The sequence below is a fragment of the Clostridium sp. genome, assembly GCF_051278035.1.
Classification (GTDB): domain Bacteria; phylum Bacillota; class Clostridia; order Clostridiales; family Clostridiaceae; genus Clostridium_AD.
The window spans coordinates 1-12,902 of record NZ_JBNMNU010000001.1 but is presented as its reverse complement, the minus strand read 5'-3'; the positions used below and the strand labels follow the sequence as shown (position 1 = coordinate 12,902).

General features: G+C 30.0%; 16 protein-coding genes. All 16 read right to left on the bottom strand.

Annotated features, from left to right (window positions below):
* Positions 1 to 92 precede the first annotated feature (92 nt).
* Complete coding sequence (locus ACJAX4_RS00080; RefSeq protein ID WP_435787411.1) at positions 93 to 398, bottom strand: hypothetical protein; 306 nt, start codon at positions 396 to 398, stop codon at positions 93 to 95.
* Between the two features lie 69 nt (positions 399 to 467).
* The gene (locus tag ACJAX4_RS00075) at positions 468 to 923 is read right to left on the bottom strand and encodes a hypothetical protein (RefSeq protein ID WP_435787410.1); all 456 of its coding nucleotides are present in this window, start codon (positions 921 to 923) and stop codon (positions 468 to 470) included.
* Between the two features lie 66 nt (positions 924 to 989).
* The gene (locus ACJAX4_RS00070; protein ID WP_435787409.1) at positions 990 to 1,445 is read right to left on the bottom strand and encodes a hypothetical protein; all 456 of its coding nucleotides are present in this window, start codon (positions 1,443 to 1,445) and stop codon (positions 990 to 992) included.
* Positions 1,446 to 1,492: 47 nt separating this feature from the next.
* Entirely contained in the window at positions 1,493 to 2,581 is a 1,089-nt protein-coding gene (locus ACJAX4_RS00065; RefSeq protein WP_435787408.1) for a hypothetical protein, read from the bottom strand.
* Between the two features lie 21 nt (positions 2,582 to 2,602).
* Positions 2,603 to 3,436: a spore photoproduct lyase family protein gene (locus ACJAX4_RS00060; protein ID WP_435787407.1), complete on the bottom strand. Its 834-nt coding sequence runs from the start codon at positions 3,434 to 3,436 to the stop codon at positions 2,603 to 2,605.
* Positions 3,429 to 3,635, bottom strand: a complete 207-nt coding sequence (locus tag ACJAX4_RS00055; protein WP_435787406.1) for a hypothetical protein — start codon at positions 3,633 to 3,635, stop codon at positions 3,429 to 3,431. The genes ACJAX4_RS00060 and ACJAX4_RS00055 overlap by 8 nt, the downstream gene beginning before the upstream one ends.
* Positions 3,632 to 3,796 carry a hypothetical protein gene (locus ACJAX4_RS00050; protein ID WP_435787405.1) on the bottom strand — a complete coding sequence of 55 codons (165 nt, stop codon included), beginning with the start codon at positions 3,794 to 3,796 and terminating at the stop codon, positions 3,632 to 3,634. Before ACJAX4_RS00050 ends, ACJAX4_RS00055 begins: the two co-directional genes overlap by 4 nt.
* A 132-nt stretch (positions 3,797 to 3,928) precedes the next feature.
* On the bottom strand, positions 3,929 to 5,809 hold the full coding sequence (locus ACJAX4_RS00045) for a hypothetical protein (protein ID WP_435787404.1): 1,881 nt from the start codon (positions 5,807 to 5,809) through the stop codon (positions 3,929 to 3,931).
* Between the two features lie 3 nt (positions 5,810 to 5,812).
* A complete protein-coding gene (locus tag ACJAX4_RS00040; RefSeq protein WP_435787403.1) occupies positions 5,813 to 6,328 on the bottom strand; it encodes a hypothetical protein in 516 nt (171 codons plus the stop codon).
* A gap of 13 nt (positions 6,329 to 6,341) precedes the next feature.
* A complete protein-coding gene (locus ACJAX4_RS00035) occupies positions 6,342 to 7,835 on the bottom strand; it encodes a hypothetical protein (protein ID WP_435787402.1) in 1,494 nt (497 codons plus the stop codon).
* The gene (locus tag ACJAX4_RS00030; RefSeq protein ID WP_435787401.1) at positions 7,835 to 8,869 is read right to left on the bottom strand and encodes an AAA family ATPase; all 1,035 of its coding nucleotides are present in this window, start codon (positions 8,867 to 8,869) and stop codon (positions 7,835 to 7,837) included. The genes ACJAX4_RS00035 and ACJAX4_RS00030 overlap by 1 nt, the downstream gene beginning before the upstream one ends.
* A gap of 11 nt (positions 8,870 to 8,880) precedes the next feature.
* Entirely contained in the window at positions 8,881 to 9,099 is a 219-nt protein-coding gene (locus tag ACJAX4_RS00025) for a hypothetical protein (RefSeq protein ID WP_435787400.1), read from the bottom strand.
* A gap of 59 nt (positions 9,100 to 9,158) precedes the next feature.
* Complete coding sequence (locus ACJAX4_RS00020) at positions 9,159 to 10,208, bottom strand: hypothetical protein (RefSeq protein WP_435787399.1); 1,050 nt, start codon at positions 10,206 to 10,208, stop codon at positions 9,159 to 9,161.
* An 87-nt stretch (positions 10,209 to 10,295) separates the two neighbouring features.
* Positions 10,296 to 11,234 (bottom strand): hypothetical protein, encoded by a 939-nt coding sequence (locus tag ACJAX4_RS00015; RefSeq protein ID WP_435787398.1) that lies wholly within the window; start codon positions 11,232 to 11,234, stop codon positions 10,296 to 10,298.
* A gap of 78 nt (positions 11,235 to 11,312) precedes the next feature.
* Positions 11,313 to 11,999, bottom strand: a complete 687-nt coding sequence (locus ACJAX4_RS00010) for a hypothetical protein (protein WP_435787397.1) — start codon at positions 11,997 to 11,999, stop codon at positions 11,313 to 11,315.
* Between the two features lie 93 nt (positions 12,000 to 12,092).
* The gene (locus ACJAX4_RS00005; protein ID WP_435787396.1) at positions 12,093 to 12,791 is read right to left on the bottom strand and encodes an AAA family ATPase; all 699 of its coding nucleotides are present in this window, start codon (positions 12,789 to 12,791) and stop codon (positions 12,093 to 12,095) included.
* Between the last annotated feature and the right edge of the window lie 111 nt (positions 12,792 to 12,902).

Here is a 12,902-nt window from a genome sequence, read left to right as displayed (position 1 = left end):
TGCAAATAAAAACAAAAGCCCTGGAAATACTTGTTATCTCCAGGGTTCTTGCATAATAATAACCATTAATCTAAATCACAAAATTAATTTCTTTATACTTTATCCTTCATTTTTAAATAAAGTCTTTCGTACTCTCTGTCAATAGCTGCTGTGTACTCAATGACATCTTGTGCTTCTTTTTGGTTATATTTTATATTATTTAACTTTCTATATGATTTTCCTTTTTTAACAAACAGCATTACAATAAGAGCATTATACCCTTGAGCTGATGGAAAAACAGTTAATCCATGCTTGTTACAAAAGCTCATTGCTTTTGTATTTTTTGTTAAAAATCTCTTTACATTGTCTTTTTTTAGTAGAACTGCTTCTATTCTTATTTGTTTTGGATTTTTCTTCATTTTCACATTCTTTAATTACTTCTTGAAGTGTCATTTGTTTTACCATTTTTATGTTTTTAATATTATTTATTAAAACCTTATCTTTAAGCTATTTATTCTACTAAAAATTCTAGAAACTTGTCTTCCATTATAAGTATTCTTCATAATAGTTTCAGCTTGACTATCAGTTGCAATATTAAGTGATTCTAAACTTACTGTAAAGTATTTTTTTTTACTTCTAAGATAGTGTGACAAACCAATTCCATTTAAATGATCTGAATTAACTACAAGTCCTTCAACTTCTACAAATCCAGTAAAAATTGATTTACGCTTAATGTATAATAAATCAAAATCAGCAAAAAAAACATCTATTAATTTAGGTTTTGAAAAAAAATAATTACATATCACTCCTCCAGCATTTTGCGCTTTCATTGATGCTGAATTATTTTTGTACTTTTTTAAGTTCCAAAGTTTATTTATTATTTCTTTTTTAATTGTGCAAAGAGAACCTATTTCAGGTGGCTTAGCTTGTTTTCTTTTAAACATTTGTGATTATATTTTATTAATTATTAAAAAGAGGGCTGTTACACCCTCTTGTTTTTGTACATGATTTTAAGAAAAATCATCACTTACTACTTTGAGTTTTCTTATATTGTTACTAAAAGTTTCTTTAATCATATCTGGAGAAGTAGAAGACAAGTGTCCGTCAGGATCTAGTATTTCTTTAATTCTTGATATGTTTTTAGCTTTATTTTTAGTTAAGTTCTCAATTATAGCATTCTTGTGTTCGTCTGAGAATTCTTTATACAATCCTTTAACAAACTTTTTTTTACCCTTAGACATTTCTTCAGTAAGCCTAAATCTATAAATAGTGTAATTATTATAGTCTTCATGCTTAACAAATAGTCCGTGAGCCATTAATTTACCTTCAAATTTAAGGAATTTAGGATTACTACTCCATTTATATAATATACAAAATTCATCATCATCATCATTAAATGACAGATAGCTATTAGCTAATCCGTTTTCTAAATCAAAATTAAATCGTTCCGTTAATAAAGGGAGCATGTATGTCATGCTTTTATTTGGTACAATTTCTATTTTGAATTCATCTTTCATATACCTAAAATGGATTTAGTATTCATTTCAACTATTCCTTTGTTTTTTACTTCATCTATACTGTAATCACTTGTATTATTTTTACTATAATAGTAGTCATTTAGTAAGTCATAAACACCTTTGTAATTATATCCGTATCTATCTGTAAAACCATTAAGAGATGCTTTATGCATGTCTTCAGACACAATAAATTTTAAAGGTCTATTAGGATTTAATTTAGATATGTATACAAATTCAAAAGGTTTAACATCGTATCCATCAAGATCAAAATCATTAGAGACAATTGTTTTTAAAGCTTCTCTGTATAGTGCTCCTTGAATATAATATCTATGTGAAGTAAAAAGCATTGGAAAATCTTTACATGGAGATTCACCAGTTTTTAAATCTACAGGAAAAATTAATTTAGCCTTATGGTTTACTACAACACAATCAAGCATTCCTTTTACTCTGAATCCATTTACAACAACGTCAAACTTATATTGATAAATAATTTCAACTTCAGGTACTTTTTTTGCAAAATACTTTTTAGTGTATTTATGGCTAATTAAAGTAGCTGCAGTATGAGCTGCGTGTTTCCACATTTCAGGTTTAATTAAAATTTTACCTCTAGAAGAAATCTTGTCTTCAAAATATTTATCACCTGCTGAGCATACTGTTTTAAATAGTTTCTCATCATTATAAGCTTTGTAAATATCTAAATATGTAGCTGCTTTTTTTATTTCATCTGGATAATTACCAAGGTTTTTACTAATTTTTCTTTCTTTTCTTCTTCCTAATCCAGAAGTAGATACTGAAACAGCTCCTACTAATCCTTCTAAATTACCTAAAATAATGTCACATATCTTTTTTACATTTGTTGTTGGAGGCTTTATTGCGTCTCCTGGATAAAATGTATCGTCAACTTTATGCGGTTCAAAACACATCATATCTACTAAACTTCCAAATTTTAAATTAAAACTCTGTTTTACTCCTCCTACTACGTCTACTCCTTGTTTATCAATACTTGCTAGCATTGAATATGAAGGTATATCTAAGTCTCTGTACTGTTGTTCCGTCAACTTAAGGTTGTGGTCTTGAAATGCCACTAATAATTCATTTTTTTCATTTTAAAATATATATCTAATTGTTTTTGGATTAAATAATCTAGAATATTCTTCTTTAAATATTCCTATCGCTTTTCTTTTCAATTTTAATGGGTACCTCATAACTCCTGAAGTATTTTTAACTTCATTAGAATAACTCATCATTTCTTTTGCTTCGCCAGTAGCTTTATCCATTTGAAAAGGATGATTTGTTAAAAATATTACTTCACATTTGTTCTCACCTGCAATATCATTAACCATATTAAACAGCTCTTTGTATTTATTCTTAAAATCTTTAAAAAGAATAACAGGAGAATAATTAATATGAACTTCCCAACCTAATTTTTTCAATCTATTTATATCATTTATTCTCGACTCTATGCTTTGCATTTTTGGTTCAAGAATATTTGAATAAGATTGAGGCATTAGACTAACTCTAACTCTAGGTTTTTTATTAAAATGATTTACATCAAGCTTTAATAAGCCTGGATACTTTGTAGCCATTGTACTGTTTATCTCTGAATGATCGTCATACATCTTAAGGTAATCTATAAGAGGTATTATGCAATGTTTTTGCATAAGAACTAAATCAGTATTACAAGCAATATCAACCATTTTATAAACTGGATCTTGTTGGTCCGAAACTTTAACATAATTCTTAGCCCATTCATAAACAGAAGCAACTATTTCAAGAACATTTGAATTAACAAATACTCTATGACCATTGTATCTCGACATATAACAATAAGTATCAACGCATCCTCCAAAACATCCGTAGATTAAATTAGGGGCAATTGCATTAGCACTATTATTGTTAGGCTTAGTTACTAAACTTTTAGTTATCTGATACTTAATCATTCAAAAATACAAATTTAATTTGATCTTTGTCAATTTTTTGATCTAGATACACGCCATCTTCTTCACATTCTTCGCCGTCTTTGTCTTCATACCCTACTAAATATGTTTCTGTACTGCTAAATATTTTTTCAGAGTCTTCAAAAGGCACTACTAAATCCTCAAAACCTAATCTTGCAAATACTTTGTCTGTTTTTCTCATTTATTAAATATTGTTATAACGTTATTTTCTAAAGAATAACCGGTTGCCCATCCTCTCATAATTAAGTTAGGCTGCGTTTTATTCCATTTTGTTTCACTAGGAACATCACAAACAATATTGCTTACAACTTGACAACTTTCATTGCTAAAGTGAAAACTCATTTTTTTCTTTTGTTTGTAATAATGGTAGAAGAACCTTTTTTGTCCTTTTTTTTTAATTAACATACTAAAATAATTTTAAATTAATAATTAGATAATATAATAGGGCTTTTACACCCTATTATTTATCGTTATTTATTTGATTTCACAAGCACCACCGGCACATGCTACAATCTCCGAAAAGGTTGTTTCGTCAAATTTTTCCAATACTTTGGTTAAATCGATATCTATTACAGATAACTTATCCATCATATCTTCATAAACTTCTTTAGAACAATCTTCAAATGGTGTTTGCTTGTAAGTACCTCCATCTTCAGGCATTACTGCTAAACCATTATAATAATCTCTATTGTCCCACATCCATTTTCCTACTACATCCCATTCATCAGGTTTAACACTAACTGTACAAGAAACATTATGACTGTTTTCACCAGTAAAATGTCCAGGAGTTACCCATTCTTTAGTAATTTTCTTCACTCTTTCAAGTAAGTCTAAAGCGGATTCCTGTCTAGTAGTAGCTCCTTCTGGTGCTTTTTGAGGCATTGATAGAACTGCTTGTCCTTTTGGGTCAAAGAATTCATCTTCAATAAAATCAGCTGGTAAAACAGCCTCTAAATACTTATATAAAGATTCATTCTTACCTAACCTCATTCTTCTAATGTAATAATCAGCATGCCAAGCATGAATTCCTGAAGAAGAACCTACAACTAACGATGTTGTTCCTGCAGGTTTAACCGCTGTAATTCTAGCAGCATTATTAACTCCAATAAGATCTGATATAAATCTGTTTGAAACATTAGAGCATTCTGCAGCCACTTCAAAAGACAAACCTAAAGCAGTCTTAGAAGCTATACCAGTCATTGAAACTCCTAATAACGCATCTTCTTCTGTGGTTTCTTTCCAAATTTCTCTAAGATAGTGAAAATCAGTATAACCTGCTTGTAAAGTTCCTATAAATGCAGCTGCAATAGATCTTTCATTAAAATCTTCTTGATCTACAACAGTAGCCATGTTTATTTCAGTTAAATTACAAAACTGATTAGGTTTTAACCCTATTTCACAACATGGATTAGTTCCCCAAGTCTTGTTATTAGTAAAATAAACACCTGGTTCTCCAGCGCCTGAAGCTTCTATTCTTTTCCAGATAGAGTTAAATTCTTCTTCAGTAATAGTATGTCTTTCTAATACTGCAGAATTATTTGCTCTACCTAATTCAGGCATTGTTTCCCACCATGAGCCACTTTTACAATTAAGCATTGCGTCAGAACCTTTATCAAATAAAGATATCATTGCTGCTCGTCTTATTCCTCCTGCTAATACTGCATCAGCAATAAAACACATTATTCTATGGCATTCAATGTCATTCAGCTTTTCTCCATCATTCTTTTCACGAAGTATAGCTTCAATTTTAACTAAACATATTCTTAAAGGTTCTGGTCCTGGAGCTTTACCTCCTGCTGTTACCAATAGAGCTCCTTTTTCTCTTATGTCAGATAAATCAAAATTTATATGAGTCTTCGATGTATTAGTATAAGATTTCATTAAAATCTTAATTGCATCTGCCCATCCTATAATTGAATCTTGAACTAAATATTTACTAGTTCTTTTGTATTTAGGTTTAGATATTGCTGAAATTTTATCAATATTAAAACTTTGTACACTATAACCTACTCCTGTTCCTCCTAATAATAAAAACATTGCCTCACTAAAAGAATGTATATTATCTACTGGCATAAATGCGCAATTATACATTCTTGCATTATTCATTTCAATAGCTCTACCACCAAATTGAAGAGATCTCATTGAAGGTAATACTTTTTTAGTAAGAACAAAATCATTATAAACTTCATCTATTTTTTTAGACAGTCCAGCTACATGCACATATTTCTTTTTATGCATTTCTTTGTTTCTATCTAAAATTTCAGTCCATGATTCTCTTCTATTTTCTTCCTTAAGGAACTTAGCATACTTATTGTGTACGGTAATGTCACTTAATAATTCTTTGTCTTTATTCATTCACTAAAATAGTTTTATCCATACTCCAGCATTTTTTTTATTTACTGAGTATAGCGGTTTATTTCTAATTTTACCCTCAACTGGCAATTTGCCGTCAATTGTCATTGGAATAGGAAAAACAAATTTAACATTATCGTCTTCAATAAAGTCATGAGCTGTCAACAAGTCTTGGACTAACTCTACACTATTACTAAAATCGAACAGCCTTTTACTGTTCCTTACTTGATGATATCCAATTAATATTGGATCATCTTTTCCCTCTTTCATTCTTTTAAACTTTTCTCTAAAAGCTTCAAATTGATTAGGTCTTAAAGGATCTTTGTATCCTTTAATTTCTTTTTTCCTAGAATTAAAATGTTGAATACCTAGACTTCTAATGAATTTAGACACTGTTGGGGAATGAAATATTCCCCTAGATGTCTTAACTTTAGAGTTTTTTAATGAAGGAATGTTTCCTGGGATAAAAATCATATCCGCAGGAATTACAGGAAAACCTTCTTTTCTTTTTTTTAACTCCATATTATTTATTTATTTACTTTTTACAATAATCAAATTTACTTGTACCACTATTGTAGGCAACACACTGACTGTTGTTTTTATAAGTAGGAAATGAAGAATTATCTCCATTACTATCAAACTTAGTTCCACCTATACCAATCCAAAACGCTTGCTTAGTATATTTATTGCATCTGTCATATCCATCAGTAATTATAACAGAATTGTTTCCGTTACTGTTAACTTTCTCTATAACTCTGTTAAAATCGGTTCCTCCGGACTTAGAAAAACTAAGTATTGTAACTTCATTAACATTTTTTATCTCATAAAGAACAGTGTCAAAGAAATACAAATTCTCAATCATTCCCATTCTATGTAAAGTCATTGCTATACCTTTTGCAAGATCAATCATTCTCATGTTTTTACCTTCAAATTGTCTAGATGAATCCATAGAACCTGAACAATCAAGATACAAGTCTATTTTACCTTTATAGATTCTAGTTTCATTTCCTACGCTCATTAATTCAGCGTTTTTAAATATAGGATGTAAAAACTCTAGCCCAAAAAGATCTTCACATTCTTCACAATCAAATAAAGACTCTTCCACTCTTTTAAATTTAGTAGAAAAGTAATTCATAGACTCGTTAAGAATTTTCTCTAAAACTTTCTTGATACTTGTTTTACTAATAGATACAGCTTTTAACCTTTCTTTTAGCTCTTCTATTTTTTCAAGAAATTCAGGATCACTATTCATTAAGTCTTTCATCGCTTCTTTGCCTAACTGATCTTCAAGATCTTTAATCTTTTCATCAGCATATTTTTTAGCATTTTCTATATTTTGTTTTCCGCTTTCTAAAGCTTCATCAACAATATCTTCTATGCTTTTACGATTACTACTACCTGAACCTTTTCCCGCCTGCTTTTGTGGCTTTCCTTTTCCTTCCCCATCAGATTCACCTTCTTTATCTGATTCACCTTCTGACTTTGAATCACCTTTATCGTCTCCAGATGTGTCTCCAGGTTGGTCAAAACCCTTTGAAGGCTTGTCACCTTCGCCGTCACCGTCGCCGTCTCCTTTACTGTTTTCTTTATCATCTTCTTCTTTAACTTTGTCTTCAACATACTGTAAAGCTTCTGCAAGCTCTCTAGTAAGTATTTGAGTATAAAGAGGAGAATCAACAGTAACAATTTTAGTTAAAGAGTCATACACTTTGTCTAAAATTTTGTGTCTAATTACATTACTTCCTTCACTTGGTCTTCTTTTAATTCCGTTATTAACATACATGCTATAAACGTCATTTATTAAACTTTGTGATAGAGTACAGGGTTTTCCTGTTTTTTCTTGTACATGATTCTTAATTTTTTCAAGTTTAAATTGTTCATGCATTGTAACTCCTGGAATAATTACGTGTTCGTCTTTTCTAAACCCAAAAGTACCTTCTCCTGTATTTTTGTATCTTCCGTATGGATCATAAGAAGGGGCTTTTAAACCCCCACTTTTTGATCCGTCTTTCCTAGAGAAAAGACTCATTATGAATTTAAGATTTTTTCCTCATCATCACTTTTTAAAAAAGGAAGTGTAGCTTCTTCAGCTGTTACTCTTGCTTTCATATCTTCAGCGTCATCAGGTTCAATTAGTTTAGCATTTTCAGCAACTTTAAAAGCTTCATCTAATCTATCATATTGAACATTATACTCTGAATTACTCATACAAGAACCTATTGCGTCAATAATATCATAAATAGCTCTAATTTCAGGAGCAACTAAAACGGCTGCTAAGTCTTTTGCAGTTTTTTTATCAACTAATAATTCAGCAGCTTTTATTAAAGCTTTATTCTGACTGAATCCCCAAACACACATTACGTTTTTAACAAAAACTGGTAAAAAAGATAAAGATCTATCAGACAACTTGTCGTGAGTCTTATCTAAAATCTTTTGCAACTTGTCTTTGTCTAATTTAATTGCGTCAATATCAGCAGGTTCAGGTAAAGATATTTCATGATTTTGTGAAAATTCTTTACCACCTTTTGCATAATATTTAAGCATTTCATTTCTACTAAGTCTACCAACCTCATGTGTAACTAAAAATCTATCCCAAAAAGGAGAGTCTTTCTCATCATCTGGAATTTCATTACATGTTGCAATAAAATTAGTCCAAACACAATCAGTTTGATTAGAACCATTAAATAAGATTTTCTCATTCATTATACCTAATAAACTATTTCTTAATGATGCTGAAGCTTTGTCAATCTCATTAATAACTACAACTTTTGCTGATGTTATTGGTGAATCGATTTTGTATTTATTTGTGGTAGTTAAAGCTTCTAAATCTACATTACCTTTAACTGAATTACTTCTTGTTCCCTCATCTGTTTCTAAAAGAAATAAATCAGTATTATTAAATCCACCTACTGCGCTTTTTGAAAAATCAATTACTGCAGCAGTCTTTGCTACCCCTGGAGGGCCAATTAATAATATAGGCGTATTTAAAGCTTCGCCTAGAGCCATTACTCTAAATGTCTCCTCTTTTTTCATTAAATTTGTTGTAATCGTTCTTTTAATCATGATTTTAATTTTTAATTATTATTTTTTTTTGTTTTTTTAAGGTTTAATAAGTTTACGTCAAAGTATTCAGTAGTATTAGTTTGTTGATTAATTCTTCTTGGAGCAACACCTCCTTCAGTTAATAAAGAATAAGCTAAACCTTTTTTTACACTACCTGTAGAAACACTATTTTGTATAATGTATCCTAATTCTGTTGATCTTGCAAATATATTATTGTTAAAAAATACCATATCTCCTTTACGCAATCCAAACTTATCACAATTGTCTCTTTCTTTTTTTCTTTTAAACATTATTTTAAGTTTAATAAGTTATTAATTAAAGCTCTTGTAACGAGCTTTCCTTTTGATTCCATAAAATCCGATGGATCTTTTAATTGATAACCGTCAGGTATCTCTATTTGAGTAAAACCTGTAGATAATGCAACTCTTTCTCCTGCAATTCTTCCTCTGTTTTCTTTACTATTAAAATCGTTGTCGTACATGACAAAGATATTTTTAAACCTACTTTTTAATTCACTAACTACGCTTTGCTTAGGCTTAACACCTTCACTTTGTAATGAACAAGATGTAATTACTTTAGAAGGAAATAATGATTTTATAACTGCTGCATCTTTTCGGCTGCTAGTTACAATCAATGTTTTTCCTTTTAATGGTAATTGAGTCCAAAGTTCCCAAGTAGAATAATTATTATTATTAATCCACTTTCCGACTCCTTCAACTTCTGGTTGATAAATCTTAAACGTTTGAATTTGATCTTTCTCTTCTACAAAAGCATAAGCTAATGATTTTGCAATAGTACAAAACCCATTAACAAAGAAATGAGATATTGGGTAAATTTTACAATATTCCAATTGAGCCTTGCTCAATCCATATTTCTTTTCCCAATAATTCTTATCTCTAATATTCCAAGGTCGTACTGTCACACTTATCCTAAATTTCTTTCTAATTAAATTCTTCTTACTTTTTACTTGTTTTACTACCTCACGCTTCTTTGGGGGAGTAGAAAAAGAACCACGGTTTAATTCGTAGTCTGTTAAATTAAAGTCATTAGCAATCTTTGTGAATGTTTCTAACTTCGAACTTAATTGAAATAGTCTCATTACAAAAAGAAAACAATCACCTGACTCACCTGTAGCAAAATCCTTAAAAAATACTTTACCATATTCTTTACTCATAAATAAACTAAAAGAAGGATTAACGTCTTCTCTAAAAGGACTACTTATAGGTTTTCTTGGTATTATTCCTAAATACATTTCGAATATATCTATATCTGAAACATGCTTTAATATATCTGAAGAATTTGGTAATTTTTTAACTTTTCTTGCTTTTCCAAATGCCATAAGTATATTTTATTAAATTAGATAAAAAGAGGACGTATGTATTAAATACGCCCTCTGTTAATAGTGTTATTAAGTACTACTTAAATATTATACTTGAAGATCATCTTCACCACCTTCTAACCAAGCTCCACCGTCACCTTCTGCTTCTGGTTCATCAGATGTAGCAAAAATATCAGTTTGACTAGTGTTTTCGTCAGAGATTACTGTCTTCTCTAGAGTATGTTCTTGTAATAATAAAGAATCTCCTCCAAAATCTACATTTCCTAAAGCTCCATTAGCCTTAGCAGAATCTAAATCTTTTAAAGCATATTTGTATTTAGCAGCTTTCTTACTAGAAAGAACAAATTGTCTAAAAGTAGTTCTATTTAAAGTTGTTTGACGTAATTTACCTTCTGTATTAGTCTTAACACCTAAAAGAACTCCAATCTTGTTGTTAGTACTTCCTACTATTTTTCTCAACAAGTCAACGTTACCGTTGTTAATCATTTTCTTCCACTCTGTATCGTCAATTTTAGCATAAGCATCACTTACATCACTAACTTTACTTAAATCGTAAGGTAAGTTCAAAAAGTTTACCAAGAAAGAAATTAATTCAACTTCTCCTCTTCTTGCTATCTTTACTCCGTCAGCATTATACCACTGAAGATTGTCAGGTAAAATTTGCTCATCAACAGCATCTTTTTCTAACCAAATGTCAGCACCAAAAGAATTAATACACTTAAATTTTCCAGTAGTAGACCTGTGGTGTGTATCAGAAACGTAAAACTGAAGTTTAGTCGTTATAGACTCATCTTCATTAGCTAAGAAAAAATCTAATCTAATTTGTTTAACTTTTCTTTTTCCATCAGTGTCTTCAACTTCTACTTCACCAATATAATCTGGTGTAAAGTTAATTTCACGTCCATACATTTCTTCCATTTCTTCTTTAGATGGATTTAATGCAACTACTTTAAAGTTTTCAACTCCAGTATATAATTTTATCTCTGCTCCTTCTGTTATTTCTACTTCTTTACCGAATGCACTCATATTTTATAATTTGTTTTTTAAAAGATTTTAACAAAGGTAATCTTTTATAACCTTACAATTTAACTATTTTATTAATTTTTACATTAAATCCGAATTGGATTCTTTTCTTGAAAAAGAAACATGCTCTTCTCTAGCCTCAACAACTTCTTCTTCAACTACTTCTGTGTTAAAAATTGGAGAATCCGCTTCAGCTCTAGTAACTTCTTCTTGAGTTCCTTTAACAACTTCTTCTGTATTTAAAACTTCATTGTTATTTTCAATTGAATCACTTAACTCGTCAATACCTGGAGTTTCATTGTTTAAAACTTTAATTGAATCTAAAGAAAAAGCTATAATTCCGTCTGCTTCAAAAGAATTTAATTCAAGCTCTAAATCAGAACTATCGTCCATATCTAAAAACTTAAAAAATTCTTTACACATATGAGAAGAACTAACTCCTTTACCTTTCTCAGTACTGTTTGAAAAAGTTACGTTATTCTTAGATGTAGAGTATGTAACCATCTCTCCTGCATCTCCTTCAATTGTAGCTGCATTAGCTATTAATATTTGACTAGTTTCTTCAACCGGAGCAAACACTAAGTTTTCTACTTCACCAACTAAAAGATTTAAAAAATCACAAGCTTTATTATTAATTAAAATTCTACGAGATTTTCCCGCCTCTTTCTGACCTTCAATAGTAATTACTGCTGTTTCAGGATACTTTGCAACAGATAAATTTCTTGCTGCTACTTCTACTAATCTTTTTTTTCCAAATATGATGTTCATAATTTACTTATTTATTTAATTATTTTTACTAAAAAGAGAGGGCTTTCACCTCTCTGTGCTTATATTTTAAATTTGTAATAATTCTAAAGACTACTAGCCTTCTTCGTATTTCTTAATTGATTCAAGAACTAACTTCATGTCATTAGGAATTATTGTTTTTCCAAACATTTCCGCAGGACTTTTAGCCATGTTAGTAGTGTTGTTTTGAGTCATAAATCCGTAAGTAACATCATTACCTTTCTTTTCAACAACAGTTTCTAAAATAGTAACAAACATTCCTTCAGGTTTAACTACATCTTGTACTAACTTTCCTCCTGGAACAGCAAATACAGTTTTGTCAACACCATTAAAGCTTTTAACTTCTGTGTGAGCCATTACTACAACAGTTAAATCATCTCTAAGTCCATCAATACATTTCAATGTCTTGTAAACATTGTCACCCATCTCCGTAAACTTAGCGTAACCTACAGTCTTAGCTTTGTCCATGAATTCACCAATCATTGCGTAAGTAATAGTATCAATAACAACAGTTTTGATTTCTCTTCTACTTTTACTAACATAACTTAATGCAGACTTAATCTTTTCCCAATTAGTAGTTTTAATAAAATTACAAATCTTAGCGTCAAATTTCCCTGTTGCAGGATCCTTGTCTATGTAATTTTTTTTCCAACCTCTAAAAGGTAAAGACTTTTCATCTGGACATATAATGAAAGTCTCGTCAGGTGGTAGGTTTATTAATGAAAATGTTTTACCTGTACCACTATTTCCTGTTACTAAAATTTTATTTGCCATCTTTATCTTCTTTTATTTGTTTACTTATATCGCTTAATACAAAATTACTTACTAGAAAAGACATTTCTCTTTTTGAAAAATGTTTTTCAACAGATTGTGAAATCATTCCTA

Coding starts and splice junctions, on each gene's coding strand:
- ACJAX4_RS00080 (WP_435787411.1), bottom strand. CDS start 398: ATGAAGAAAAATCCAAAACAAATAAGAATAGAAGCAGTTCTACTAAAA.
- ACJAX4_RS00075 (WP_435787410.1), bottom strand. CDS start 923: ATGTTTAAAAGAAAACAAGCTAAGCCACCTGAAATAGGTTCTCTTTGC.
- ACJAX4_RS00070 (WP_435787409.1), bottom strand. CDS start 1,445: ATGCTCCCTTTATTAACGGAACGATTTAATTTTGATTTAGAAAACGGA.
- ACJAX4_RS00060 (WP_435787407.1), bottom strand. CDS start 3,436: ATGATTAAGTATCAGATAACTAAAAGTTTAGTAACTAAGCCTAACAAT.
- ACJAX4_RS00055 (WP_435787406.1), bottom strand. CDS start 3,635: ATGAGAAAAACAGACAAAGTATTTGCAAGATTAGGTTTTGAGGATTTA.
- ACJAX4_RS00050 (WP_435787405.1), bottom strand. CDS start 3,796: ATGAGTTTTCACTTTAGCAATGAAAGTTGTCAAGTTGTAAGCAATATT.
- ACJAX4_RS00045 (WP_435787404.1), bottom strand. CDS start 5,809: ATGAATAAAGACAAAGAATTATTAAGTGACATTACCGTACACAATAAG.
- ACJAX4_RS00040 (WP_435787403.1), bottom strand. CDS start 6,328: ATGGAGTTAAAAAAAAGAAAAGAAGGTTTTCCTGTAATTCCTGCGGAT.
- ACJAX4_RS00035 (WP_435787402.1), bottom strand. CDS start 7,835: ATGAGTCTTTTCTCTAGGAAAGACGGATCAAAAAGTGGGGGTTTAAAA.
- ACJAX4_RS00030 (WP_435787401.1), bottom strand. CDS start 8,869: ATGATTAAAAGAACGATTACAACAAATTTAATGAAAAAAGAGGAGACA.
- ACJAX4_RS00025 (WP_435787400.1), bottom strand. CDS start 9,099: ATGGTATTTTTTAACAATAATATATTTGCAAGATCAACAGAATTAGGA.
- ACJAX4_RS00020 (WP_435787399.1), bottom strand. CDS start 10,208: ATGGCATTTGGAAAAGCAAGAAAAGTTAAAAAATTACCAAATTCTTCA.
- ACJAX4_RS00015 (WP_435787398.1), bottom strand. CDS start 11,234: ATGAGTGCATTCGGTAAAGAAGTAGAAATAACAGAAGGAGCAGAGATA.
- ACJAX4_RS00010 (WP_435787397.1), bottom strand. CDS start 11,999: ATGAACATCATATTTGGAAAAAAAAGATTAGTAGAAGTAGCAGCAAGA.
- ACJAX4_RS00005 (WP_435787396.1), bottom strand. CDS start 12,791: ATGGCAAATAAAATTTTAGTAACAGGAAATAGTGGTACAGGTAAAACA.